Origin of the sequence: Leucobacter celer subsp. astrifaciens (assembly GCF_001273835.1) — a bacterium.
Taxonomy (GTDB): Bacteria; Actinomycetota; Actinomycetes; order Actinomycetales; family Microbacteriaceae; genus Leucobacter; species Leucobacter celer.
In genome coordinates this window covers 40,443-62,165 of sequence record NZ_JHEI01000144.1, presented here as the reverse complement: position 1 = coordinate 62,165, position 21,723 = coordinate 40,443, and the positions used below count along the sequence as shown (strand labels likewise).

16 protein-coding genes and 1 tRNA gene are annotated in these 21,723 nt (G+C 68.7%); 5 read left to right on the top strand and 12 right to left on the bottom strand.

What is annotated here, in order from left to right:
- Positions 1 to 21: 21 nt before the first annotated feature.
- The 3 genes from AMS65_RS15215 to AMS65_RS15205 form a co-directional block, all read right to left on the bottom strand.
- On the bottom strand, positions 22 to 1,788 hold the full coding sequence (locus tag AMS65_RS15215) for an AMP-binding protein (RefSeq protein ID WP_053385105.1): 1,767 nt from the start codon (positions 1,786 to 1,788) through the stop codon (positions 22 to 24).
- A gap of 232 nt (positions 1,789 to 2,020) precedes the next feature.
- Positions 2,021 to 5,152 carry a DUF2207 domain-containing protein gene (locus AMS65_RS15210; protein ID WP_053385029.1) on the bottom strand — a complete coding sequence of 1,044 codons (3,132 nt, stop codon included), beginning with the start codon at positions 5,150 to 5,152 and terminating at the stop codon, positions 2,021 to 2,023.
- Between the two features lie 54 nt (positions 5,153 to 5,206).
- A complete protein-coding gene (locus AMS65_RS15205; RefSeq protein ID WP_053385028.1) occupies positions 5,207 to 5,767 on the bottom strand; it encodes an adenine phosphoribosyltransferase in 561 nt (186 codons plus the stop codon).
- A gap of 180 nt (positions 5,768 to 5,947) precedes the next feature.
- Here AMS65_RS15205 and AMS65_RS15200 point away from each other — a divergent pair.
- Positions 5,948 to 6,024: transfer RNA gene (locus AMS65_RS15200), tRNA-Arg, on the top strand.
- 779 nt (positions 6,025 to 6,803) lie between these two features.
- Here AMS65_RS15200 and AMS65_RS15195 read toward each other — a convergent pair.
- The gene (locus AMS65_RS15195) at positions 6,804 to 11,849 is read right to left on the bottom strand and encodes an SdrD B-like domain-containing protein (RefSeq protein ID WP_157502341.1); all 5,046 of its coding nucleotides are present in this window, start codon (positions 11,847 to 11,849) and stop codon (positions 6,804 to 6,806) included.
- A 199-nt stretch (positions 11,850 to 12,048) separates the two neighbouring features.
- Positions 12,049 to 13,266: a sigma-70 family RNA polymerase sigma factor gene (locus AMS65_RS15190; RefSeq protein WP_162231778.1), complete on the bottom strand. Its 1,218-nt coding sequence runs from the start codon at positions 13,264 to 13,266 to the stop codon at positions 12,049 to 12,051.
- Positions 13,267 to 13,619: 353 nt separating this feature from the next.
- Here AMS65_RS15190 and AMS65_RS15185 point away from each other — a divergent pair, with 353 nt between their 5' ends.
- Entirely contained in the window at positions 13,620 to 13,913 is a 294-nt protein-coding gene (locus AMS65_RS15185) for a tetratricopeptide repeat protein (RefSeq protein ID WP_053385025.1), read from the top strand.
- A 92-nt stretch (positions 13,914 to 14,005) separates the two neighbouring features.
- On the opposite strand, the gene AMS65_RS15180 is transcribed toward AMS65_RS15185, so the two are convergent.
- Positions 14,006 to 15,154, bottom strand: coding sequence for a carboxylate-amine ligase (locus AMS65_RS15180; RefSeq protein ID WP_053385024.1), 1,149 nt, complete (start codon positions 15,152 to 15,154; stop codon positions 14,006 to 14,008).
- A 181-nt stretch (positions 15,155 to 15,335) separates the two neighbouring features.
- Between AMS65_RS15180 and AMS65_RS15175 the strand changes: the two genes are divergently transcribed.
- Entirely contained in the window at positions 15,336 to 15,695 is a 360-nt protein-coding gene (locus tag AMS65_RS15175; RefSeq protein WP_053385023.1) for a hypothetical protein, read from the top strand.
- Positions 15,696 to 15,857: 162 nt separating this feature from the next.
- Here AMS65_RS15175 and AMS65_RS15170 read toward each other — a convergent pair whose 3' ends face one another.
- The 6 genes from AMS65_RS15170 to AMS65_RS15150 form a co-directional block, all read right to left on the bottom strand.
- A complete protein-coding gene (locus AMS65_RS15170; protein WP_053385022.1) occupies positions 15,858 to 16,367 on the bottom strand; it encodes a DUF6328 family protein in 510 nt (169 codons plus the stop codon).
- A gap of 113 nt (positions 16,368 to 16,480) precedes the next feature.
- Positions 16,481 to 17,719, bottom strand: coding sequence for a baeRF2 domain-containing protein (locus AMS65_RS15165; protein WP_053385021.1), 1,239 nt, complete (start codon positions 17,717 to 17,719; stop codon positions 16,481 to 16,483).
- A 126-nt stretch (positions 17,720 to 17,845) separates the two neighbouring features.
- Positions 17,846 to 18,148 carry a Dabb family protein gene (locus AMS65_RS15160; RefSeq protein WP_053385020.1) on the bottom strand — a complete coding sequence of 101 codons (303 nt, stop codon included), beginning with the start codon at positions 18,146 to 18,148 and terminating at the stop codon, positions 17,846 to 17,848.
- Positions 18,145 to 18,444 (bottom strand): glutaredoxin family protein, encoded by a 300-nt coding sequence (locus AMS65_RS15155; protein ID WP_053385019.1) that lies wholly within the window; start codon positions 18,442 to 18,444, stop codon positions 18,145 to 18,147. The genes AMS65_RS15160 and AMS65_RS15155 overlap by 4 nt, the downstream gene beginning before the upstream one ends.
- A 301-nt stretch (positions 18,445 to 18,745) precedes the next feature.
- A complete protein-coding gene (locus tag AMS65_RS18835) occupies positions 18,746 to 18,844 on the bottom strand; it encodes a 30S ribosomal protein bS22 (protein ID WP_005504750.1) in 99 nt (32 codons plus the stop codon).
- 107 nt (positions 18,845 to 18,951) lie between these two features.
- The gene (locus AMS65_RS15150) at positions 18,952 to 19,425 is read right to left on the bottom strand and encodes an ArsR/SmtB family transcription factor (RefSeq protein ID WP_053385018.1); all 474 of its coding nucleotides are present in this window, start codon (positions 19,423 to 19,425) and stop codon (positions 18,952 to 18,954) included.
- 194 nt (positions 19,426 to 19,619) lie between these two features.
- On the opposite strand from AMS65_RS15150, the gene AMS65_RS15145 reads away from it, so the two are divergent.
- Together AMS65_RS15145 and AMS65_RS15140 are read left to right on the top strand one after the other, a co-directional pair.
- The gene (locus AMS65_RS15145) at positions 19,620 to 20,993 is read left to right on the top strand and encodes a TrkH family potassium uptake protein (RefSeq protein ID WP_053385017.1); all 1,374 of its coding nucleotides are present in this window, start codon (positions 19,620 to 19,622) and stop codon (positions 20,991 to 20,993) included.
- Positions 20,986 to 21,651, top strand: a complete 666-nt coding sequence (locus AMS65_RS15140) for a potassium channel family protein (protein ID WP_053385016.1) — start codon at positions 20,986 to 20,988, stop codon at positions 21,649 to 21,651. Before AMS65_RS15145 ends, AMS65_RS15140 begins: the two co-directional genes overlap by 8 nt.
- The last annotated feature ends 72 nt before the right edge of the window (positions 21,652 to 21,723 follow it).

The window sequence follows — 21,723 nt, the reverse complement described above, 5'->3', positions numbered from 1 at the left end:
TCACTCACCTGAGACGAGGGATCATCCCTTGAGACCGGGGAAGTCCTCCTCGCGCCACTCGCGCTCGAGCCGCTCCCCGGCGGCGAACGCCGCCTCCTCGCGCTGCCGCAGCTCGACGCGGCGGATCTTGCCGGAGGTCGTCTTGGGCAGCTCGAAGAACTCGACCCGGCGCACGCGCATGTAGGGCGGCAGCGCGGCGCGGGCGTGGGCGAGGACCGCGCGGGCGGTGTCCGCGTCGGCCTCGACACCGGCGGCGAGCGCGACGTAGGCCTTCGTCACGTTGAGGCGGGTCTCGTCGGGAGCACCGACCACCGCGGCCTCGGCCACGGACGCGTGCTCGATGAGCGCGCTCTCGACCTCGAACGGCGAGACCTTGAAGTCGCTCGACTTGAAGATGTCGTCGGTGCGCCCGACGAAGGTGAGCACGCCTCCCTCGCCGCGCTGCGCGACGTCGCCGGTGTGGAAGAGCCCGCCGGCAGTGGCCTTCTCCGTGGCCGCGACATCGCCGAAGTAGCCGGGCATGAGGTTGACCGGCTCGCGACGCACCAGGTCGCCGTCGACGGCCGGGTCGGCGCCGACGATGCGCAGACAGATCTCCCCCTCGTCGGCCTCCCCGCCGGTGAGCGGGTCGACGAGCACGGCGTCGACGCCGGGCAGGGGCTTGCCCATGGCTCCCGCCACGATGGGGTCGCCCGGCATGTTGCCGATGAGCGCGGTGGTCTCGGTCTGGCCGTAGCCGTCGCGGATGTCGAGGCCCCACCACTCCCTGATGCGCGCGATCACCTCCGGGTTGAGCGGCTCGCCCGCCGAGACGACCTCCCGCAGCGCGCGCGGCTTGTTGTCGAGGCGTTTCTGGATCAGCATGCGCCACACCGTGGGCGGCGCGCAGAAGGTGTTGACCCCGACGCGGTCGAGCTCGGAGACGAGGAACTCGGGATCGAAGCGGGCGTAGTTCGCCACGAAGACGGTGGCTCCCACGTGCCAGGGGCCGAAGAAGCTCGACCAGGCGTGCTTGGCCCAACCGGGTGCGCTGATGACGAGGTGCACATCGCCCGGCCGCACGCCGAGCCAGGACAGCGTGGTGAGGTGGCCCACCGGGTAGCTGGTGTGGGAATGCACCACGATCTTGGGCAGGCTGGTGGTGCCGGAGGTGAAGTAGAGCAGCGCGGGATCGGTGCTCGCCGTGGTCTTGCGGACCGGGGCGAGGGATGCGGCGCTCGCCTCCTCGTAGCGCAACCAATCGAAGAGCTGCGCCCGATGATCCTGCGAGGCGGCGTCGAACCCGACGCCGATGCCGCGGAAAGCACCCGGCACCGCTGCGAACTTGATCGCGTCCTCCGCAGCGGCGAAGACCCATCGCACGCCGCCGCGCTCCACGCGGTCCACGAGCTCGTGCGCGCCGAGCACCACGGAGGTGGGCAGGATCACGACGCCGAGCTTCATCGCTGCGAGCATGATCTCCCACAGTTCGACGCGGTTGCCGAGCATGAGCATGGCCACGTCGCCCGGCTTCGCGCCGATGTCGCGCAGCCAATTGGCCACCTGGTCCGAGCGCTGCTTCATCTGCGCGAAGCTGCGCTTCAGTTCGCCGCCGTCCTCCTCGGCGATCCAGAGCGCCGTCGCCTCGTTGCCGTCGGCGATGCGGTCGAAGACGTCGTGCGCCCAGTTGAACTCGGGGCCGACGTCGGGCCAGCGGAACTCGGCGCGGGCGCGGGCGGGATCCCCCGCGCACTCGAGCAGCTGATCCCGCGCGGCGAAGAAGGCGGCGGTCGGGTCGGTGTGAGTCATGAACCCCATTCTCTCGCAGAGGTCGTATCGAGAGACATCCTTCGTCCCTGCGGGTGTTCACGGGGTTCCCGGAGACGGATTCCTCGGCGGGTTCTCGGGTGTGGATCCTGCGACTCATTCTTCGCGCAGGATGACGGGGTGGGGCAGGTTGCGCGCAGGATGACGGGGATGCCTCACGCAGGATGAGGGCGGGGCAGGACGCGCGCAGGATGCAGGGGCGGGGCTGGCGCGCTCACTCCTTGCGCGGCACGCTGCGGCGGGCCACCAGGATCACCTGCGCCAGCACGGCGGTGAGCATGAGCGCGCCGATCGCGATCGCACCCCAGCCGCGGTTGTCGCTGCCGGGCATCGTCATCACGGCCCAACAGAAGAGTACGCTCTGAGCGGCGGCGGCGAGGGGAATGGCGGCGAACGAGATCGTGCGGAGCGAAGCGCTCGCGCGCCGGCGCGTACGCAGCGCGAAGACGAACACGCCGATCGACGCCGCCGAGACGAGCGCCGCGAGACCGAGCACGGTCGCGAACGGCAGTTGGCGCGCGAGGCGGTATCGCTCGTACGCCTGTTCGTCGACGTTCGCAAAGGTGCCGGGCACGAAGTTCAGCACCGCGCCGAGGTCGTTGTTCAGATCGAGTTCGTACTTCTCGAAGGTCGCGTTGATCTCTTCGGAGATCTGCCAGGGCCCGGCCGGTTTCTCCTCCGCGTAGTCCTCGCCCTCTCGGGATTCGACGGTCTCCGCGTCGACCGATACGACCAGCGCACCATCGTCGAGAGTGCGCTCGTCGCCGATCCTCAGCTCGTACGGGCGCGAGACCCCGAGGTCATCGTCGAGGTAGACGCGGTTCTCGTACTCCCACGGCTGGAACCAGTTGCCGTTCTCGTACGGCACCCGATCGCGCTTATGGTCGAAGTCGATCCACCCGCCGGAACGGATCTCGTCCGCGAGTTCGGGCACCACGGTGAGCTGGACGCGGAGCGGACGGACCGGGGCGGTGCCGTCGAAGGCGCTTGCGGCGTTCGTGTAGTAAGTGTCGTCCCAGAAGTCGTACCAGGCCGTCCACCGCAGCTGCTGCATCGGTTCCGGCCCGTTCGCGGTGCTCACGACCGGGCTCGTCAGCGTGTACTCGATCTCGACCTCGTACAGACCGTCGAGCACCTCCGACGTCCGAGTGGCCATCACAATGCTCTGCGGGCCCGTGATCTCGCGGAACGGCACAGACTCTCCGTCGACACGCACGTCGGCGATCTCGAAACCGAGATCCTGGCCGAGCCGTTCCCTCGGCCACTCCCTCGCCAACTGCGGCACCGACGCGCCGCCCGGCGTGAACCGCACGGTATCGCGTTCGACGACGCTGAGCCGCGCCCGGCCGTTCTCGTCGCGATCGAGCTCAGCCGAGACGTCGAAGCCCTCGACCTGAGCCCAGATGGCCCCCGACAGCCCGGACCCCGGCCAGGTGATGAAATCCTCGTCGTTGTAGGGCACCGGCTGGGTCGAAACGGTGACGATCGATCCGGCGAGGAGCGCGACCGCCGCGACGAGCGTCAGCACCGCCGGCAGCGATACGAAGTGCTCGGTGCGCCAGCCGCGGCCGAGCCAGCGGTCGCCCGACTCGCGAGCCGCGTGCCCGGCAACGGCCCGCCCCGCCCGCCGCGGCCCCTCGAAGAGCACCGCGTACGGCAGCAGCGGTTCGTCGGCGGGGCCGCGATCCAGCAGCCTCGTCGCCCGGGTGTACGCGTCGATGCCCTTGAGCTGCTGCACGGCGAGCGCACCGGCGCGGGTGAGGGGGCGCGGTCGGCCCACCACCCCGATGATGACCAGCGCGAGCACGGTCGACGCGAGCACGAAGAGCCCTGGCCACCAGACGACGGTCAGGATCACCTGGTGCGAGAGCTGCCGCAGCAGCCCCCACTGCAGCAGCGCGATCGCGAGGGAGCCGAAGATGAACGTGTCTCGCACGTAGCTGTCGGGCACCCAGCGCAGCCGATCCTCGACCGGATGATCGTGCGCCCTCCAGCGCGCTCGCCGGCGGGCCACGCTCGGGAAGTTGCCGATCCGGCCGGCGCGCATGCCGGCCCGTGCCACCGCCGCCAACCACAGTTCGCGATCCCGGCCGCCGGGATCCGCCGGCTTCCCCTTCGTTTTCCTCGCCGACTTCGATCCCGCCGGCCCTGCCCCCAGCTCGGAGATCAACTCGGCGTGCCAGGGCCGGTCGAGCAGCTGGGCCGCTCTGGCCGGAGAGAGGCTGTCGGGCGGGTCGGAGCGGGGCAGGTACCAGGGATCCCCCGCGCTGTCGGCCCACACGATACGGCGGGCCGCGAGCGCGAACAGCAGCAGGATCGCCAGCAGCACGAGCGGCATCAGCGGGCCCCAGGTCTGCAGCCAGAAGAGGGGCGTGGTGGGCGGCTGCTCGAAGGTGCCCGCCTCGAAGCTGGTGTCGATGAAGAGATCGGGGTACGGAGGCAGGGTGTCGTCGTTGCTGAAGGCGTAGCGCACGCCCTGCGCCGTCTCCTCCTCGGGGGTCAGCCACTCGGTTCCGCTCAGCAGCAGCCACCCCACATAGGCGCGCGGGGCGCGCACGAGCGCATCGTCCAGCTCGTGCGGCAGCGTCAACGACACCTCGACGCCCTTGGTGGCCTGCGGCCAGCTCGGCCCGAGCAGCGGCCAGGACCAGCTGTCGACCTCCTGCTCGGTCGCGGCGTCGATCTCGGTCGTGACGAGGTCGCGCAGCTCGTAGGCGAGCGCGATCTCACGCTCGCCCTCGAGCCGCGCGCCGTCCGGCGGGGAGATCACGACCCGCGTGACCGTGGCGCCCCGTCGCACCTCGACGTCGGCGGGTTCGCCGTCGATCGTCGCCGCGTGCAGCTCGAATCGGGTGTCGCGGCCGTTGAACTCCGTGGCGAACATCCGTTCGACGGCCGCCTCGGGACCGTTCGTGAACCGGGCGGTGTACCGCTCCGCGACGTCGGCGGAGAAGCCGCCGTCCGCCGTGCGCGCGAGCGCGTAATCGATCTGCGCGTCGGTGGCGACCCAGTCGACCTCGCTCAGCTTCGCGGAATCGAGCACGTCGTCGATGTCGAGCGGCGCGTTGATGATCGGGCCGAGGAGCAGGAAGACGCCGACGAGCGCCATGAGGCACCAGAAGTACTTGATGGCGTTGCGCACCGCGGCGTCGCCCCGGGCGCGCAGGCGGGCCTCGACCGCCGTGAGCACCCGCGCGAGCCACTGGAAGAACGGCGTGTGCGCCGGCTGCGGATCGGGAATGCGACCCGAGTTGAGCAGTTCGGGATCCGATCCGGCGAGATCGAAGAAATCGGGCGCGGGCAGCGAGCCGCCCGGCTGCTGCGACCTCCTGCGCTTACCGCTCATGATTCGACCCTAGCGCCGACCTCGGACGTCGAGACCGGAGCACCCGAGGCACCGTCAGCTGCTGAACACCGTGTGCAGCGCGGGATCGTCCACCGTCCGCCGTCCGCCGAGTTCGTCGATCTCGAACAGCACCGCGGTGCCGGCCGCGGCATAGCCGAGGTCGCGCAGCAGCGTGTGCGCCGCCGCGAGCGTGCCGCCCGTCGCGAGCACATCGTCGATCAGCAGCACCCGGGATCCGCGCGGGAAGTCGGCGTGCGCCTCGACCTCGGCGGCGCCGTACTCCAGCGAGTAGCCGACGTTCGCAGCGGGCCTCGGCAGTTTGCCGGCCTTGCGGATCGGCATGAGCCCCGTCCCGCTCGCGTAGGCTGCGGCGCTCGCGAGCAGGAAGCCGCGCGCCTCGAGTCCGGCGACCACGTCGAACGAGCCGAGGAACGGTGCGATGAGCGCGTCCACGGTGACCCTGAAGGCTTCGCCATCGGCGAGGAGCGGGGTGATGTCGCGGAACAGGATCCCCTCCGACGGGTAGTCGGGGATCTCGAGGATCAGCGACCTCGCCCGCTCGAGTTCGGCGCTCGGGGCGGCGGGGGCGTTCGACTGCGGGCTCTGCTCTGGCACGCGTTCCAGGGTACCCCGCGGTGGCGGGCATCGCGCGCGCGAGCCCTGCCGCTCCGAGCGCCGCGAACGCGCTCCAAGCGCTCTCGTGCGCACCCCGCGGTGCGGACACACGCCCGGGCCGCCCTGATTTCTGTTTTCGATCGGAGTCGTGTAATGTCTTTCTGGTTGGGAAACCAACGGGCGCCCCTAGCTCAGCTGGATAGAGCATCTGACTACGGATCAGAAGGTCGGGGGTTCGAATCCCTCGGGGCGCGCCACTCACCCCCGGAACTACCGCGAGATCATGCGGAAGTTCCGGGGGTTTTTCTGTTTCCGGAGCACGACGCGACCTGCCGCAGACACGTCGCAGACCCGAAAGCAGGCTTCGCACACCGAACATGCATCGCATCTGCGAGTCGCTATCGGAATCACGCATTTCGGGTAGCGACTCGGGGCTCGGGTAGCGACTCGGCGGAGGCGAGGCGGATCCACGGGGCAAGGATCCGCGCAGATACCGCGGTCGCGAACCAGTGGGTGCGACCCTGGACAGTCCCCTCATCGGAGGGAGGTTGGGGGGAGAATCGGGAACTGTCCAGAGCCGTACCATGGGGCCGTCGAGCGTGCTGCATTGTGGTTGTCATGACCCGTTGCAGCACATGGTTGGGGATGCTCGACGGTGGGTGCCGTCACCCTGCCCTGCCGATACGAGAGATCCATCGCGGCGCCAAAGGGGGAGGAGCGGCGCAAGGGCTCGTGGTGCAGGGTCTGCGAGGAGATCGAACAGGGTGACGGGCTCGGTACCCGCACCGGATGGCGCGGGCCGTATGGCCCCGGGCATCAATGTCCCCCATGAATGAACGATGCCCAGGGAGTCTGAAGTTGAGATCTGAAATCTGAAGGGAGGTGGATCGTGATGCCCGCCCCGAGCAGCGCTCCCGCACCGAAGGGTTTCGCATTGCTTCCGGGGTGCCAGGGGCGGGCACGACGACTCTCGAGTGGTCTCCCCGGGGTTCCGCCACGGACCTGGTGTCCTGGGACGGAACCCCGAGCGGGCTGCTTAGACCCGGACGGGAAGCGCGGCCTCCTCTTCCTTCCGGCGCCTGCCGCGCAGCACCATCAGCGCGAGACCGACCAGCAGGAGGCCGGCTCCGATGAGGCCGACTCCGCTGAGGATCTGGCCACCGGTCACCGTGAGCACGCGATCACGCTCGGGGAAGGTGTTGGTGACCTTCACCGTGTTGTCAGCGCCGGTGAGGTCGGCGACGATGCCGTCGCTCTCCCCGTCCTCGGTCGTGTCGTCACTGTCGATGATCGTGACCGTCGCCTCTTCGGGCACGTTGGTCTCGGCCACCTGACAGGTCACGCCTGCCGGCACGGTGATCGTGCGGGATTCGCCGTCTTTCAACGTGAACTCAGCGTCTACTTCCGGCAGAACATACTCGGTGTCCACGGCCTCACCGTTCTCATCTGTACCGGGGATGGTGCAGGCGAGGGTGAAGTCATAGTAGCTGCCCGTGCCGGGACCCTCGACCTTCTTGGAGACGGTGAGCTGCGCGTTCTCGAAGGTGTTCACCGCCGAGATGGTCAGCACCTGCAGTTCCTCAGGCGTGCCCGAGACGACCTCCACCGACTTCTCCCACGAGTGGAAGTCGACCTTCGATTCCTGAGCACCGCCAGTGTTGACCTCTTCACCGAAGCAGCGCGCACCCAGCGGGAGCACCCGCGGCTGGTCGCTGTCGTCGACGAGGTACTTCGTCTGGCCGCCCTTGATCTTCACGATGCCGGAGTAAACGTCCGAGATCACGGATTCCTCACCATCCGATGTCTCTTCGTTCTGGCAGGTGACGAGGATCTCGAACACGCGATCCTTCGCGGCCTCGACCGCGATATCGTCGCCCGCAAGGGCCTTCGAGACCTGCACGGAGCCCGCGGAGATGAAGTTGGTCATGGACCCGGTCACGGTTCCCGACCGCTCTTCGACGATGTCCCAGGGCACTGTCACCGTCACCGGCGCGGCCGCCTCGTCGGCGCTGCCGTGGTCGGTCTCGGTGATGGTGCACGACGTGAAGGCGGGCAGCGGACCCAGCACATCGCTCAGGATCGCATCCGCCCCGTTGACGGGGAGGGAGACCTCCTGGTTGAGCACCTCCGTCGGTTCGACGCCGGCGAGTTCCGGGTCGAAGGCGCAGACCACTTGGAACTTCAGAATATCGCTGGCGGCGAATTCGCCCGCCCCGACCCCTGTGAGCGCCTTGCTGATCTGCAGCCCGCCCAGGGGCATGAGACCCGCGTCGATCGTGGGATCGTGGCTGTTTCGTCCGAGCACGACCGCTGAAGCGATGCCCGTCGCGGGATCCGCATTCGAATCCACAGCCCGGTCTTCGCCCGCGGCTTTCATCGTGAACTCCGACCCGTCGGGCTTCGTGAAGGTCACCGTGTAGCCATCGGCGTTCGAGGACCGCAACTGCGAGAAGACGTACTTCCCGTCATCGCCCGTGGTGGTGTCGATATCGACGACGTTGCCGAGATCGTCGGTGCCGGTGATGCGCACCGGGATCCCGGTCGCGGGCCGCTCATCGGCACCCTTGAACTGGTTCTGCACGCCGTCGCGGTTGAGGTCCCACCACACGTAGTCACCGATCGAGGACTCGATCGCGACCTCGGGGCGGCGGATCGGGCCGACCGTGTTGTCCAGCCCCTCAGCAGCAGCCATGGCACGGTTGACGTACACGTCTCCCCCGCGGTTGCCGACTCCGACCATCGACAGCTCGATCTCGATCACGTCGCCCGACAGATAGGCGCCCGAACGCTGGACGCGCAGGCCGGTCACCTCACTCGCGGAGGCGGGGCAGCCGTTCACGCCCGACACCCGGGTGCCGCCCGCGGGCGCGTCGCACCAGGTCGTTGCACCCGTGGCCCCGTTGGAGGGATCCTGCGGGTTCGCCGAGATCGTCGCGTTCTTCGTGTACAGGATGCGCGTCTGCGCACCGCCCTGCGTCACCTCGGCCCCGACGAACGTGAAGGTGCCGCTGAACGAGGTGCCGGCCGCGCCCTGCTTCGGCAGCACGTCGATCACATCAGGATTCGACACCCCCGACTGCTCCGACGCCGGCAGCGTGTTCGTGAGACGCACCGCCCACTTGTTCAACTCGTTCGTGTCCTGGCCGGTTCTGTTGACCTGCACCACCGGAGTGAGCGCGACCTTCTCGAGCTTGATACCCGCGATGTTCGCGATCTGGATCTGCGCCTGATCTCGACGCTGCTCCAGCGGCGAGGCGTCATCCTCAGCCCACACCACGACCGTGTTCGTGTACACCCCGTCTGCGGCCGTCGGCGACACCTCGACCGACAGGATGATCGGCTCGATCACCGCATTCACCTCATGATCGGGCAGCACCCAGCGGATGTAGGTCTCTCCAGCGGCACACGCCGGACGCTGCGCATCACCCGGCGTCGAACCCGGCGATACGACCGCCGGCGTCACCGACGCCGTGTCGTACGACTGCGATGCCGGCAGGCAGTCCTCCACCCACACGTCCTTCAGGATGCCCGGCGTCATCGCGCCGCTCGTGAGGGACGGAGACAGTTGGTACTGCACCAGGTCGCCGCCGGTCACATTGGGCGGCGTGTTCGAGAACGCACCCGAGTCGCCCTTGCGCACCTGCTTATCGATACGTGCCTGCGCGTGGGCGAGGATCAGGCGGTCGCCGCCGGAACCCGCGTGCGTCTCCGAGGTGTAGGTCGCCTGCGACCAACTCTGAGTGTGCGCGAGAAGCTCCTCAGACGTCAGTTCTTCACCGATGACCATCTTCACGCCGCCGTAGTTCGGCAAGGTCGTTCCCGTGGGCATGCCGTTGTCAGCCGCACGAAGCCCGATCGAGATCACGAGATAGACCCCGTCGCCCAGGTACGAGTGGTTGGAGACAGGTTCAGGCAGGTTCACGAAGGCGCGGACCCGAGCCACAGCGGTATAGATCCCGTCTGCGGCAAGTGCGGGATCGTTGCCGGGCACCTCCGACGGGTTGTCGTACCAGGGCCCCTGCGCATCGCCGCACTCAGTAGCCGTGCCTTCAGCGCCAGGAGCAGCCGAGTACTGGAACGTCACGTTCGGCACCTGGCTCTTCTCCGTCGCGAAGTATGTTCCGGGCACATTGTTGTAGCCGGAGACCCAGACCGCTTCGCCTTCGGAAGGCACTCGCTGCATAGCGGAGGTGTATCCAGCGCCGATAGCTGCGGGAGCGTCCACCGCGTGCAGGTTGAGTTTCGTGTTGTCCCACGCATCACAGCCGATCGCGCTCACCGGTGCAGGCGCATCCGGTTTGGTTCCCCGGAAGAACAACTGCGAGGTCACCGTCTGAGTCGGTGCCACAGTGATGCTACCGCTCTGGATCGTGGCTCCCCCGGGAGGGCCCTCACCGTGGATATTGTTCGACGGCGAGAACTCCGTCGAGGTCATGTTGCCCTCGGCACCGGGATGCCCTGCGAACCGTTTCCTGAATCCCCCCGTCAACTCGACGATGGGCGTCGTCGTGCGGTAGTCGTTCCAATGCACGGGGCCAGTGACCCCTGCTGGCAGGCTCGTCGCGTTCTCGCCGGGCTGATCGACCGACGTCTGCACGTCACTGGCCGGATCAAAGCCTCTGATGTCGAGGTCGGTGTATGAGTTGAACGTCGGCAACGTCCAAGAGTTATGTGTCGAGGATTCGGTACCGAAGTCACGGATGACATCCACCGGGGTGAACACGTTAATTGCCTGCGCAACAGCGTAAGCAGCATCCCCGGGCAGAGCGGTCCCGACTGGACGCAGCGCTTCGGTGGGATAGGTGCGCAAACTCATATCTGGCGCCGAAATAGTAATTTCGGCAGTCTCTCCTGGGCCGGGCTGAACGAGACTCATCGTGCCAGAATCACGAACCGAGTTCACCTCGCTACGCGAGGTGGCGTCCTGCGTGCCGGTCGCCTCCGTTCCAGGAACACCGTAACCGGTGCCCCCAACGTAAGCTCGCGAACCGTACTTGTCGAGGTCGGCCTCGATCGCATCGATGTCGGTCCCGGAAAGCGACGGATACATCGCCGCGGGCGAGAGATCATCGGTGAAGGTGATGTCGCCGATCGCAGGCATGGCACCCTTGCCTCCGGCCGGTGCGGAGAACAGCACATGGTAGGTGGTCTGCTTACACGTGCGAGCCGTGTTCCAGGGGCACTGAGTATTGATCGGGCCGTAGTGATATCCGGTGTTCTCCTGCAGCGCGACACTGTTCTTCGAGATGTCCCACATCAGTCTCGCCGAAGCCTTCACCGTCGGCAGCGGCGGCGTCGCCGCGATCGGCTCCTCAACGCCGTCGGCAGTGACCGTCGCAGCGAGGATCGGAAGATCCTGCCCCTGATGAACAAGATTCAACACCTTCGTCGTCACGAACACCTTGTCCGTCGCCACCGAGCGGTTGCCCATGTTGCAGGTCAACGTCTGTTCGCTGAGCTCGTCGATCGAGTCCGCCGTCAACGGCAGCGCGGGCTCGCCCGCGGTCTCGGGCGAGAGCGAGGAGCCGGTCGCCTGGCAGTAGCCGGGAATCTCGGTCAGCTCCATGCCCTTGGGGAACGTCACCGACCAGGTGAGGTTCTCGGCGTCGTTGTTCGTGACGACGTACTCGACCTCGTAGGTGACGGTGTCGTTCACGCGCACGATGCCGTTCTTCGGCCCCGAGTCGTTACCGGCCGTGTCGTCAGCGTCCCACGACTCGGTACCGTCGGACGCGATCCGCATCTGAAGAGCGAGCGAGGGCAGGTCCTCCGAGTCTGCGAGTGGCTGCACGCCCTGCTCACCGCCCCCGGTCCCGTCCGAGCCGCCCTCGGCGTCGTCAGCGCCATCGGCGCCGGTGCCTTCGCCTTCGCCTTCGGAGACCTCACCGGTTCCGGCGCCCTCAGCGCCTTGCTGCGCCTCGGTCGCCGTGTCGGGTTCGTCCGCCCACGACGCGGTTGCTGGGGCGAGGGTGAATGCGAGCGCGATCGCGATCGCGGAGGCGGTGAGCCTCCGTACACCTCCCCCGGAAAACAGGGTTCTCTTCGCCGAGCTGCAGCCCGGCAAACGGTCAACGGTATTCAATGCATCTCCTCTGATTCAAGGGCTGCGGGGCGTCTCCATTCCCCGTCCACGTGCACGCCAACGCACGCGGACTCCTTGCCCTTCGCATCTAAAGACCGCGACGGTCGGGCCGTGTTACAACGACGTCCAAGAAGTTTTCCCGCGCCGGTGCAGAGACGGGGCAGAGCACGCCGTCACGCGCAGTGCCGTCATCCGCCTGCTACTCGTTTCGGAGCTTCCAATTCGGGGTGGTGTCATCCACCGGCACATCGGGCCCTCCCTCGGGAAGCACCGGGGTATCAGCGGGCTCCTCCTCGCGAGGGGTGTGGTCGACGGTTTCGGCTTCCGTTCCGCCGTCCTCCGCGGGGAGGGCCTCCCGGTCGACCGGCGAGGGTGCGGTGCGCTCGCCGACCGGAGCACCGGCCTCCATCGTCCGGGGCGTGTCCGGCGTGCCGGTCGCGTCCCGCGGGAACAGCGCGAACGCTCCGGCGATCAGCAGCGCGACCCCCGCAGCGAGTCCGATCCAAGCCGCGGCCTTCGCACCGTTTCCGCTGGACGCGCCCGCCTCGGAGGGGCGCTGGGGCGCAGCGACCGCGGCCGGCGCATCTCCGCCGAGCACGAACCCCGTAACGGTGCCGCCCGCGAGCAGCGGTGCGCCCCAGGCGCGCAGTTGCCCCTGCAGACTCGCGAGGCGCCGCACCTGACCGGTGCAGTGCACGCAGTTCGGGAGGTGCGCCTCGACCCTGCCGGCGCCGCGCTTGCCGAGTTCGCCGCGCACATGCTCCGCGAGAAGGACCGCGATCTCGGTGCAGGCGGGATCGGACGCCTCGACGTACTGCTGCAGATACGCGGTCGCGAGCTTCTTCCTGGAGCGGTGCGCGAGCACGCGCACCGCTCCAGCGGACATGCCGAGGTGCTCCGCGGCGGCCTCGATCGTGGTCTGCTCCACGTCGAGCAGCCACAGCACCCGGCGCGCATCCTCCGGAATCCGCGCGAACGCGCGACCGATTTGATCCCGCTCGGACAGCGCATCGCTGAAGTCCGGCTCCTGCTCATCGATCATCTCGGCGAGGATCGACGGCTCCACCTGCACGGTGCCGGCCTCCGCCTGACACGTGCGGATCGCCTCGCTCCGCAGCGAGATCAGCAGGTACCCCAGCACGGATTCCTGGGGGCCGTTCCCGTTCGACAACGCCCGCAGCACACGGGCGAAGGTCTCCGCGACGAGGTCCTCCGCCACGGCCCGGTCGCCGGTCATCGAGTACGCCTGCGCCATCACCGTATCCCGGTGGCGCTCGTACAGCTCGGCGAACGCCGCCCGCCCGTCCTCGGTGTCGGCGCCATGACGGACGACCGCGCACAAGCCCTGGTCATCCATCGCAGCGGCAGCGATCCCGCGCGCAGCCGAATCATCGTGCCTGAGTACCGCGTCACTCATCTCGCGGCGCCCCTCTCCCTGATACCCCATGAATCAGACGGCCGTTGTTCCGATCGACGGCTGCTGAATGAGAATGATCATAAGCCTGGCCCGCGCGGTCCCCAAGCACGGATCCGGGTGAAGATTCGGGTGAGGGTCGCGCATCATCCATTGAAAGCTCATCGCGAAACTTTCATCGGCTGTTTGCGGATGTTCGGCGATGAACGACACTCAGAGCGCTCGACGGCGAGCGGCGCGGGCCGTGGGCGGCGCTGCCGTGGAGCATCTGAGGGCCAGGCTGCCGAGGACGATACCCGGCTGCGACGAACACGATTCCAGTGTCGGGATGGAGCCGAACCGCCGATAATGAAGACATGGACTCCGAAGAGTCGGTTCTTCAGGAAGCACTGCTGCTGCTGGATCGGGGCCAACCGAAGAGCGCAGAACCGCTGCTCCGCGCTCTGATCGGGGCTGCGAAGACCCCGGATTCGGCGTTGCTGCTGCGCAGCCTGGTCGCTCTCGGAGAGTGCCTCGCCGTCACCGGCCGGCCCGGCGAAGCGCGGCGTCTGCTCCTGCGCGCGCTCGCGTTCACGGTCACGGTCACGGACGAAGTCGTTCGGTTCGAGCGCGAGCGCGCGCAGGAGATGCTCGAGGAGCTCGACGAGTAGGCGTCCACGCGCGGACCATCGTCTCCTCGAGCCCTCGCCATACAATCGAGGCGGTCGCGACCGGGTGGGCGCTCGTCACGCCGATCCCGCGGTCACGCGATCCCGCGATGCGTGACCTCGATCGCGTCGGCCACGACCGCCCGTAGCTCCCCGCTCTCGCCCAATACGCGCCGCTGGCGCTCCGATCCGGTGCCGCCCGCGAGCATTCCCGAGACGGCCGCCGCGGTCCGCGAGAGATCGCCGCTCTCGCGGAGCGCCGGTGCAGTGTGACGCATGAGCGCGTCGATCACGGCGCTCGCCTCGACTTCGCGGCCCGTGCCGGGCTCGACGAGGGTCTCGCGCAGGCCGTAGCGGCTGGCCGACCACATCGCGAGCCGCAGCACCGCGGTCGGCGTGCGGATCGGCTCGACACCGCGCAGCCAGTCCCGCGCCGCGGTCTCGACGAGTGCGCGCGTCAGCGCGGCGATCGCGACGACGTGCTCGGCGTCCATGCCGACGTCGGGCACCCGGATCTCAACGGTCGGCAGGTGATCGCTCAGCCGCGCGTCGAAGTAGACCATACCCGGATCGCGGACGACACCGGTCTCGAGCATCGATCGCACTCTCCCGCGGTAGGCCGCCGCCGACCCGAACGGCTCGTACGGACCGGACGACGGCCACCTGGCCCAGACCTGATACCGATAGCTGTCGTAGCCCGTGCCCTCGCCGCACCAGAACGGCGAATTGCCGCTCAACGCGAGCAGCGCGTGCAGCCAGGGGCGGATGCGATCGAGCACGGCCACTCCCTCGTCATCGCTCTCCACCCCGACGTGCACGTGGAGCCCGCACGTCAGCTGCTCCCGCATCGTGATCCCGAACTGCGACGACATCGCGAGGTAGCGCGGGCGGAGCGTCAGGTGGGTCTCCCCCGCGACCACGCTCGTTCCGAGGGCCACCGCGCGGGTGCCGACGCGCTGCGCAGCCGCGTCCGCGACGCGCCGCCCCTCGCTGATCGCCTCGGCCACCCGCTCCAGCGCGGTGAACGGCGGCGAGATCACCTCGATCTGCTCCTGCTTCACCTCGCTCTCGAGCAGCGCGGCCCGGCCTGCCTCCACCTCGCGCTGCAGTTGCTCGCTCGCGGCGACCGGCGCACCGGTGCGCGGGTCGACGAGCAGCAGCTCCTGCTCGACCCCGACGGTGCGGAGCCCCGCGGTTCGGGCACCCGCGGCGTGAGAAACTGCTGCGGGAGTGCGTTTCAACATGGGAGCCCCTTCGGTCCGGCTGAGGCGACCGGGCCGCCTGGCGCCTTCACGCTATGCGCCGCGCACGTCCTCCCGCAGCCCCCTTGACAGCACGGCACCGCATCGGAGAGGAGTGGTGCGATAGCAGAGACCGGTTCTGCCGACAACCCCGGTCCGGGCCGGGAACGGCTCGGGTAGCTTCGTGAGGGACGAGGAGGTGCTGATCATGGAACCGCAGCAGACGCACGAGGATCCCGAGCGCATCGAGCCGGGTGAGGACCGGGATCGGGATCGGGATCCGCGCTCTCCGACCGCGACGGCACCCGATTCGGTGGACGCATCCGTGCCGACCGCCGACCAGGCCGGACAGGTCGGTCCGGACGCGGCCGACCCGCCCCGCGCGGCCGGCAAGCACGAGGAGGACGCCCACGGCGACGCCGAACTCGACCCGGACGAGGGCGCCGACGTCTTCGAGACGGAGACCGATGCCAAAGAGGGCGCCCGCACGAGCGAGGCGGAGCGCCAGGACGAGGATCACATCTCGATCGACCCGCCGGACTGAGCGACACCGGACTGAGCGACACCGGACCGGGCGACGCCGGGCTGAACGAAACCAGGCTGAGCATCACCGGGCTGTAACGGCACCGGGCCTCCGACCCCGGAAACGAACGATGGGGTCCTGCGCAGTCACCGGGATCCGGCGGTCACCGGGATCCGACACCCCTCATCGAGATCTGGGCCGGATCCCGAACTTCGGAACGGCGGCCCAGAGCACCACGACCACGAGCGCTCCGGCCCCGAGGGCGGCGAAGCCGGCCGCGCGGCCGAGCGTGAAGTCGAAGATCAGGCTCGTCACCCCCGCGGCGAGCAGCGCGAGCACCACCAGATCGGCCGCGAGCAGCCGGCTGCCGATGCGCACGATGCGCACCTTCTGGCGTCGACCGAAGTGGGTGCGGTGCAGGCTGACGGGGGCGAGTCCCAGCGCCGCCGCGATGCCCGCGAGCGCGACGAGGATCAGATAGAGCGTCAGCTGGTACCGGTCGAGTTCGGTGAAGCGCGGCTGGAATGCCACCGCGAGGAGGAAGGCGCCGAGGATCTGAGCACCCGTCTGCGCGACGCGCAGCTCCTGCAGGATCTCGTTCCAGTTGCGGTCGGCCCGCTCGTTGGCGCTCTCCTCGCGGCCGTCGTCGAACCCGCCCGCCTCGTCGGCGTCCTCGGTCTCCGCTCCCCGCATCCCGCACCTCCGCACTGCTCCGGTGAGGTGGGCGAGCGAGCCGTGGATCGTGATCGATCTGCTCGCCCATCCTCCTGTCTGGCTCTGCTGGCTCCGCCCGTCTGCTGCCGACTCTAGTGCAGAGGCGCGGCGGATCGGGGCGGGTCAGGAGACTCCGGGTTCCCGCTTCCCGCGGCCTCCGCGGCCTCGGGATCCGCGGTCGCGGGATCCGCCCACCGCAGGACCGCAAGGGGCGGTCGCGCCGCTCGATCCGATCGGGCCTCGCCCGGCTCCCGGTCCGGTTCCTCGACGATCCGCACGCTCGCTCCGGTCAGCACCGCGCCCCGCGCGAGGGCCTCTGCGAGCGGTGCACGGCCGAGAGAGGGCGCCGTCCCCGGCGCACTGGATCCATCGGCCACCCAGGGCTCGGCGCCGAGCATCTCGAGGGTCTCCTCGGCGTCGATGAGGCGCGCGTCCAGCAGCAGGGTCTTGACTCGCGCCTGCTGCAGCGCGGCGACCACCTCGGCGGATCCCTCGGCCCGGCGCGCACCGTCATCGGCGCCCGCCTGCGAGAGGGCGTCCTCGATCCGGCGCGTGCTCAGCGCGTCCAGCACGTCGGCGACCGCCCGGTCCAGACGGCCCTCATCGGCGCCCTCGGCGCGCGTGTTCGCCTCCACCTCGACGAGCAGCTCGGCGCTCTCGGGCGACAGCCGCTCGCGCAGCAGCTGCCGAGCGCGCAGGTCGCCGGACATCACGATGAACGCCGGACGGTTCTCGCGCACGAGCCGGTCGACCGCCGCCGCGATCTCGGTCTGATTGTGCTTCCAGACCTCCTCCGAGTGCCGCTGCCACCGGGCGTGCGACCATCCGCCGGCCTGCACCTTGGGCAGCGCGTCGGTGCTGCCCTCGACACTCGCTTCGTGCTCCGTCTCCGCCCTCCCGGCGCGCTCGAGCCGCAGGTCCGCGCCGTCGCGCGTCGTCTCCACCACGAGATAGCGGGGCGAGAAGGTGCGGTGCCGCAGCAGCGGGACGACGGACGGCGCAGCTCCATGGGAGAGCACCTCGGGTCCGCGCCGCGTATCGGCGAACCACTCGTCGAGCACCACCTCGCCGGCGCGCACCAGCAGGTAGCGCGCCGATGGGCTCGGCACTCCGGTCGCATCGCGCAGCGCCCGTTCGACCGCCCGCCGATCATCCTCGGGTGCGCCGGCGTCCTCGAGCCGTCGCACAGCGCTCTCCTGCCTGGCCTCCTCGACGACCCGCGGTTCTCCGCCGGTGCCGTCGACGTAGGCGACGGTCCAGGGGCCCGGCTGCGCGAGCAGTTCTGCCAGATTCGGCCCGTGCTTCGAGTTCCCGCGTTCCGTTCCAGTCATGCGTTCGATCCTCCTCCAGCTCGTCTCACCGTCAGGTGTCAGCCACGATAGGCGGGAGGAGCGGAAGAGGCGATCGCCTTGACGCCGGATAGGCGAGACGCTATGGAGCGAGGATCGAGGGCGCTGTCACACCGTGAAGTCGGTGGCGGTGCGCCCGGCGGTGATGCGCTTCATGAGGTCGATCACGGGCAGGTGCTCGGGATGCGAGGCGTAGGCCGCAAGCCCGTCGGCGTCATCGAAGTCGGCGATGAGCGTGAGATCGAAGTTCTCCCCGTCGAAGAGCTCGTTGCGGTGCAGCGAGAGCGCGCGTACCGAGGGGACGGAATCGCGCAGCGGAGCGATCGCCGCAGCGGCCTCGGCGGCGTGCGCGTCGCGCTCCTCGGGAGTCTCGCCGATGAACTTCCAGCTGACGATGTGGCGCAGGGTCATGGGTGCTTCCTCCAGGGGGTGAATCGGGTGGGTGTCGCGGCCTTCTCGACCGCTGCGGTGAGGCGCTCGGGATCGACCCGCCAGATGGCGTGCCTGCGCCCGTTGATCTGCACCACGGGAATGTCCTCGGAGTGACGGCGGGCGAGCTGCGGATCCTCGAGGATGTCGAGCTCCTCGAGCGCCGTCTCGATGCCGCGCTCTGCGAGCTCGGCCCGCACCCGCGCGATGGCATCGCGAGCCTCGTCGCAGAGATGGCATCCCGGCTTGCCGATGAGGGTGAGCTGCACGACTGTCACGGTCGATCAGTCTAGCCGCCGCGGGCGGTGCCTCCGCCCGCGTCACCCTGCGCGGAGCGAGCACAGCGACCGCAGCGGCCACGAACGCAGCCGCAGGATCCCGCACCCGCCGGATCCCGCACCCGCACCCCTTTTTCCCCTTCGCGCGTCAGTAGATGAATCTGCCGCGAGGCAGCAACTACTGACGCGCGTAGGGAAAAAGTGAGGGAACGAGAAGGGGAGCGTCCGAGATTCCGCGGGCACGAGAAAAGGCGCCGGGCCGAAGCCCGACGCCTTCATCGGTCGCGGTACTCCGCGCCGATTACTTCTTGTTGCGACGCTGGTGACGCGTCTTCCGAAGCAGCTTACGGTGCTTCTTCTTCGACATGCGCTTACGGCGCTTCTTAATAACTGAACCCACGGTCACCTCACAACGTCTTTCGGGCCGAACGGGATCGTGGCCCACAAAACACTGATTTTACACTGTAATCGACCGCAGCGGGAAATCGCGGTGCGGAAAGCCCCGTGTCAGCCCTTCATGCGGAAGCGTGCGACCAGCTCCTTGACCCGGTGCTCGGCGCGCGCGGCGGCCCGCCCGATCCGCTCGGCCGCGGCGGCGGCCTCCTCCGACAGCACCTCGCCGTCGTCCCCGAACGAGTCCTCTTCGGCGGGTCCGGGCACGCGCTCCCCCGCCTCGGAGAGGTACTCCACCGTCACCTCGGTGTCGAAGTCGGCCGAGAGGAACGGGATCACGAAATCCTCGACCATCTCGAGCGGCTCGGGGTCGAGGGTGTAGTAGCGATGCTGCCCCTCCTCGCGCACGCTCACCAGTTCGGCCTCGCGCAGCACCTTGAGGTGCTTGGATACGGTCGGCTGACTGATCTCCAGCTGGCCGACGATCTCGGACACGCTGATCTCGGCATCCTGCTGATAGCGCTCGAGCAGCACCCGCAAGATGTCGCGCCGGGTCGCGTCGGCGATGACCCCGAAAATGTCTGGCATGACCTCAAGGTTAGCCGCAGCGACCCGTCTTGTCTCAACCGCTGACGAGAACGCCGCCTCATGTGTAGCATGAAGGATCGAGCCGAGGCCCATCGCCCCGCTCGCATCACCGCAGGAAAGAAGGCGTCGTGAGGGCACGCACTGCGAGTCGGCGGGCTTCCGCCCCGCTCACGCAGAGATCATGGGTCAACGCCATGATCCAATCGTCGCCTGCGCGATTCGCGCTCATGGTGTTCAGCGGCCTGATCCTGGTCTGGACGGCTCTGCTCTCCCTGCCGTTCTCCAGCAGTTCGGGCCGGGTGACCCCGCTGGCCGACGCGCTGTTCACCGCAGTCTCCGCCATCTGCGTGACGGGGCTCTCGACCGTCGACATGGCCGCCCACTGGTCGCTGTTCGGAGAGATCGTGATCCTCGCCGGCCTGCAGATCGGCGGGATCGGCGTGCTCACGCTCGCGAGCATCCTGGGGCTCACTGTCACCCGCCGCCTCGGGCTGCGGCAGCGCCTGCTCGCCGCAGGCGACACCAACCCGATGCGCATGAGCCGCGACGCCTCCGCGAGCCAGGCCGTGGGGCTCGGCGAGATCGGTGGCCTGCTCGCGGCCGTGGCGACCAGCCTCGTGGTGATCGAGCTCGCGCTCACCGCGCTCATCACGCCCCGCCTGATGGTGGCGGGCTACGACTTCTGGCACGCCCTGTGGAACGGCTTCTACCTGGCGGCCTCCTCCTTCACCAACACCGGCTTTGTGCCCCTCCCCGGCGGGCTCGCCCCGTTCGACACCGACCTCTACCTGCTGAGCGTGCTCGCGGTGGGCGTCTTCCTCGGCGCGATCGGATTCCCGGTCATCTTCGCGCTCTACCGCTACGTGACGGGCGGCGGCTGGCGCGCCCATAAGCGCCTCGGCCTGCACGCCAAGCTCACGCTCAGCACCACGCTCATCTTCGTCGTATTCGGGTGGCTGGCCATCGGCGCACTGGAGGCGAACAACCCGAGCACACTCGGCGGCCACAACTTCTGGGAGACACTGCTCAGCTCGGGCTACATGTCGGTGATGACGCGCTCGGGCGGGCTCGGGATCATCGACCCGAGCGACATGAACGGCTCGACCCTGCTGGTCATGGACATGCTCATGTTCGTAGGAGGAGGATCGGCCTCGACCGCCGGCGGGATCAAGGTCACGACGCTCGCGGTGCTGTTCCTCGCGGCGTACGCCGAGGCACGCGGCTACAAGGACATGCAGGCGTTCGACCGCAGCATCCCGAACGAGGTGCTGCGAGTGGCCGTCTCGATCCTCATCTGGGGCGCGACCATCGTGCTCGCGGCGACGGTCGCGCTGCTGCACATCACCGGCGATCCGCTCGACACGGTGCTCTTCGAGGTGATCTCGGCGTTCGGCACCTGCGGGCTCTCGACCGGCCTGTCGGGCGAGGTCTCCGACCCCGGCAAGTACATTCTCGCCGCCACCATGTGGGCGGGGCGCGTCGGCACCGTCACGCTGGCCGCAGCCGTGGCCGCCACCAGCCGATCCCGCCTGTTCAAGTACCCTGAGGAAAGGCCGATCGTTGGTTGATATTCGCAGTGATGCCCCGGTTCTCGTCATCGGACTCGGCCGCTTCGGCGCCGCGACCGCCGGGCAGTTGGATCGCCAGGACCGCGAGGTGCTGGTGGTGGACACCGATCCGCTGCTCGTGCAGAAGTGGGCGGATCGGGTGACGCACGCGGTGCAGGCCGACGCGCGCTCCATGGAGGCGCTCAAGCAGATCGGCGCCGACGAGTTCCAGATCGCCGTGGTCGCGACGGGCGCCTCGATCGAGGCGAGCGTGCTCATCGCCGCCAACCTCGTCGACCTCGGCATCCCGCAGATCTGGGCGAAGGCGATCTCGACCTCGCACGGCAAGATCCTCGAGCGCATCGGCGTGAACCACGTCATCTACCCCGAACGGGAGGCCGGCGAGCGCGTCGCCCACCTGCTGAGCGGCAGCATGCTCGACTTCATCCAGTTCGACAACAACTACGTGATCGCGAAGATGTACCCGCCCCGCTCCATCCGCGGCCGATCGCTCACGGAGAGCGGGGTGCGCACCCGCTACCGGGTCACGGTGGTCGGCGTGAAGACGCCGGGCCAGCCGTTCACGCACGCCACCCAGGACACGGTGATCTCCCCGCACGACCTCATCATCGTGAGCGGCACCGCCGCCGATGTGGAGCGCTTCGCCGCGATCGGCTAGGCCGACTCCGCCGGTTGAGCGACCGACGAAGGAGGGAGTCGAAACCTCTTCCCGGGCTTCGACTCCGCTGCG

Coding starts and splice junctions, on each gene's coding strand:
- AMS65_RS15165 (WP_053385021.1), bottom strand. CDS start 17,719: ATGACTGGAACGGAACGCGGGAACTCGAAGCACGGGCCGAATCTGGCA.
- AMS65_RS15180 (WP_053385024.1), bottom strand. CDS start 15,154: ATGTTGAAACGCACTCCCGCAGCAGTTTCTCACGCCGCGGGTGCCCGA.
- AMS65_RS15215 (WP_053385105.1), bottom strand. CDS start 1,788: ATGACTCACACCGACCCGACCGCCGCCTTCTTCGCCGCGCGGGATCAG.
- AMS65_RS15170 (WP_053385022.1), bottom strand. CDS start 16,367: ATGCGGGGAGCGGAGACCGAGGACGCCGACGAGGCGGGCGGGTTCGAC.
- AMS65_RS15190 (WP_162231778.1), bottom strand. CDS start 13,266: ATGAGTGACGCGGTACTCAGGCACGATGATTCGGCTGCGCGCGGGATC.
- AMS65_RS15160 (WP_053385020.1), bottom strand. CDS start 18,148: ATGACCCTGCGCCACATCGTCAGCTGGAAGTTCATCGGCGAGACTCCC.
- AMS65_RS15145 (WP_053385017.1), top strand. CDS start 19,620: ATGATCCAATCGTCGCCTGCGCGATTCGCGCTCATGGTGTTCAGCGGC.
- AMS65_RS15210 (WP_053385029.1), bottom strand. CDS start 5,152: ATGAGCGGTAAGCGCAGGAGGTCGCAGCAGCCGGGCGGCTCGCTGCCC.
- AMS65_RS15185 (WP_053385025.1), top strand. CDS start 13,620: ATGGACTCCGAAGAGTCGGTTCTTCAGGAAGCACTGCTGCTGCTGGAT.
- AMS65_RS15150 (WP_053385018.1), bottom strand. CDS start 19,425: ATGCCAGACATTTTCGGGGTCATCGCCGACGCGACCCGGCGCGACATC.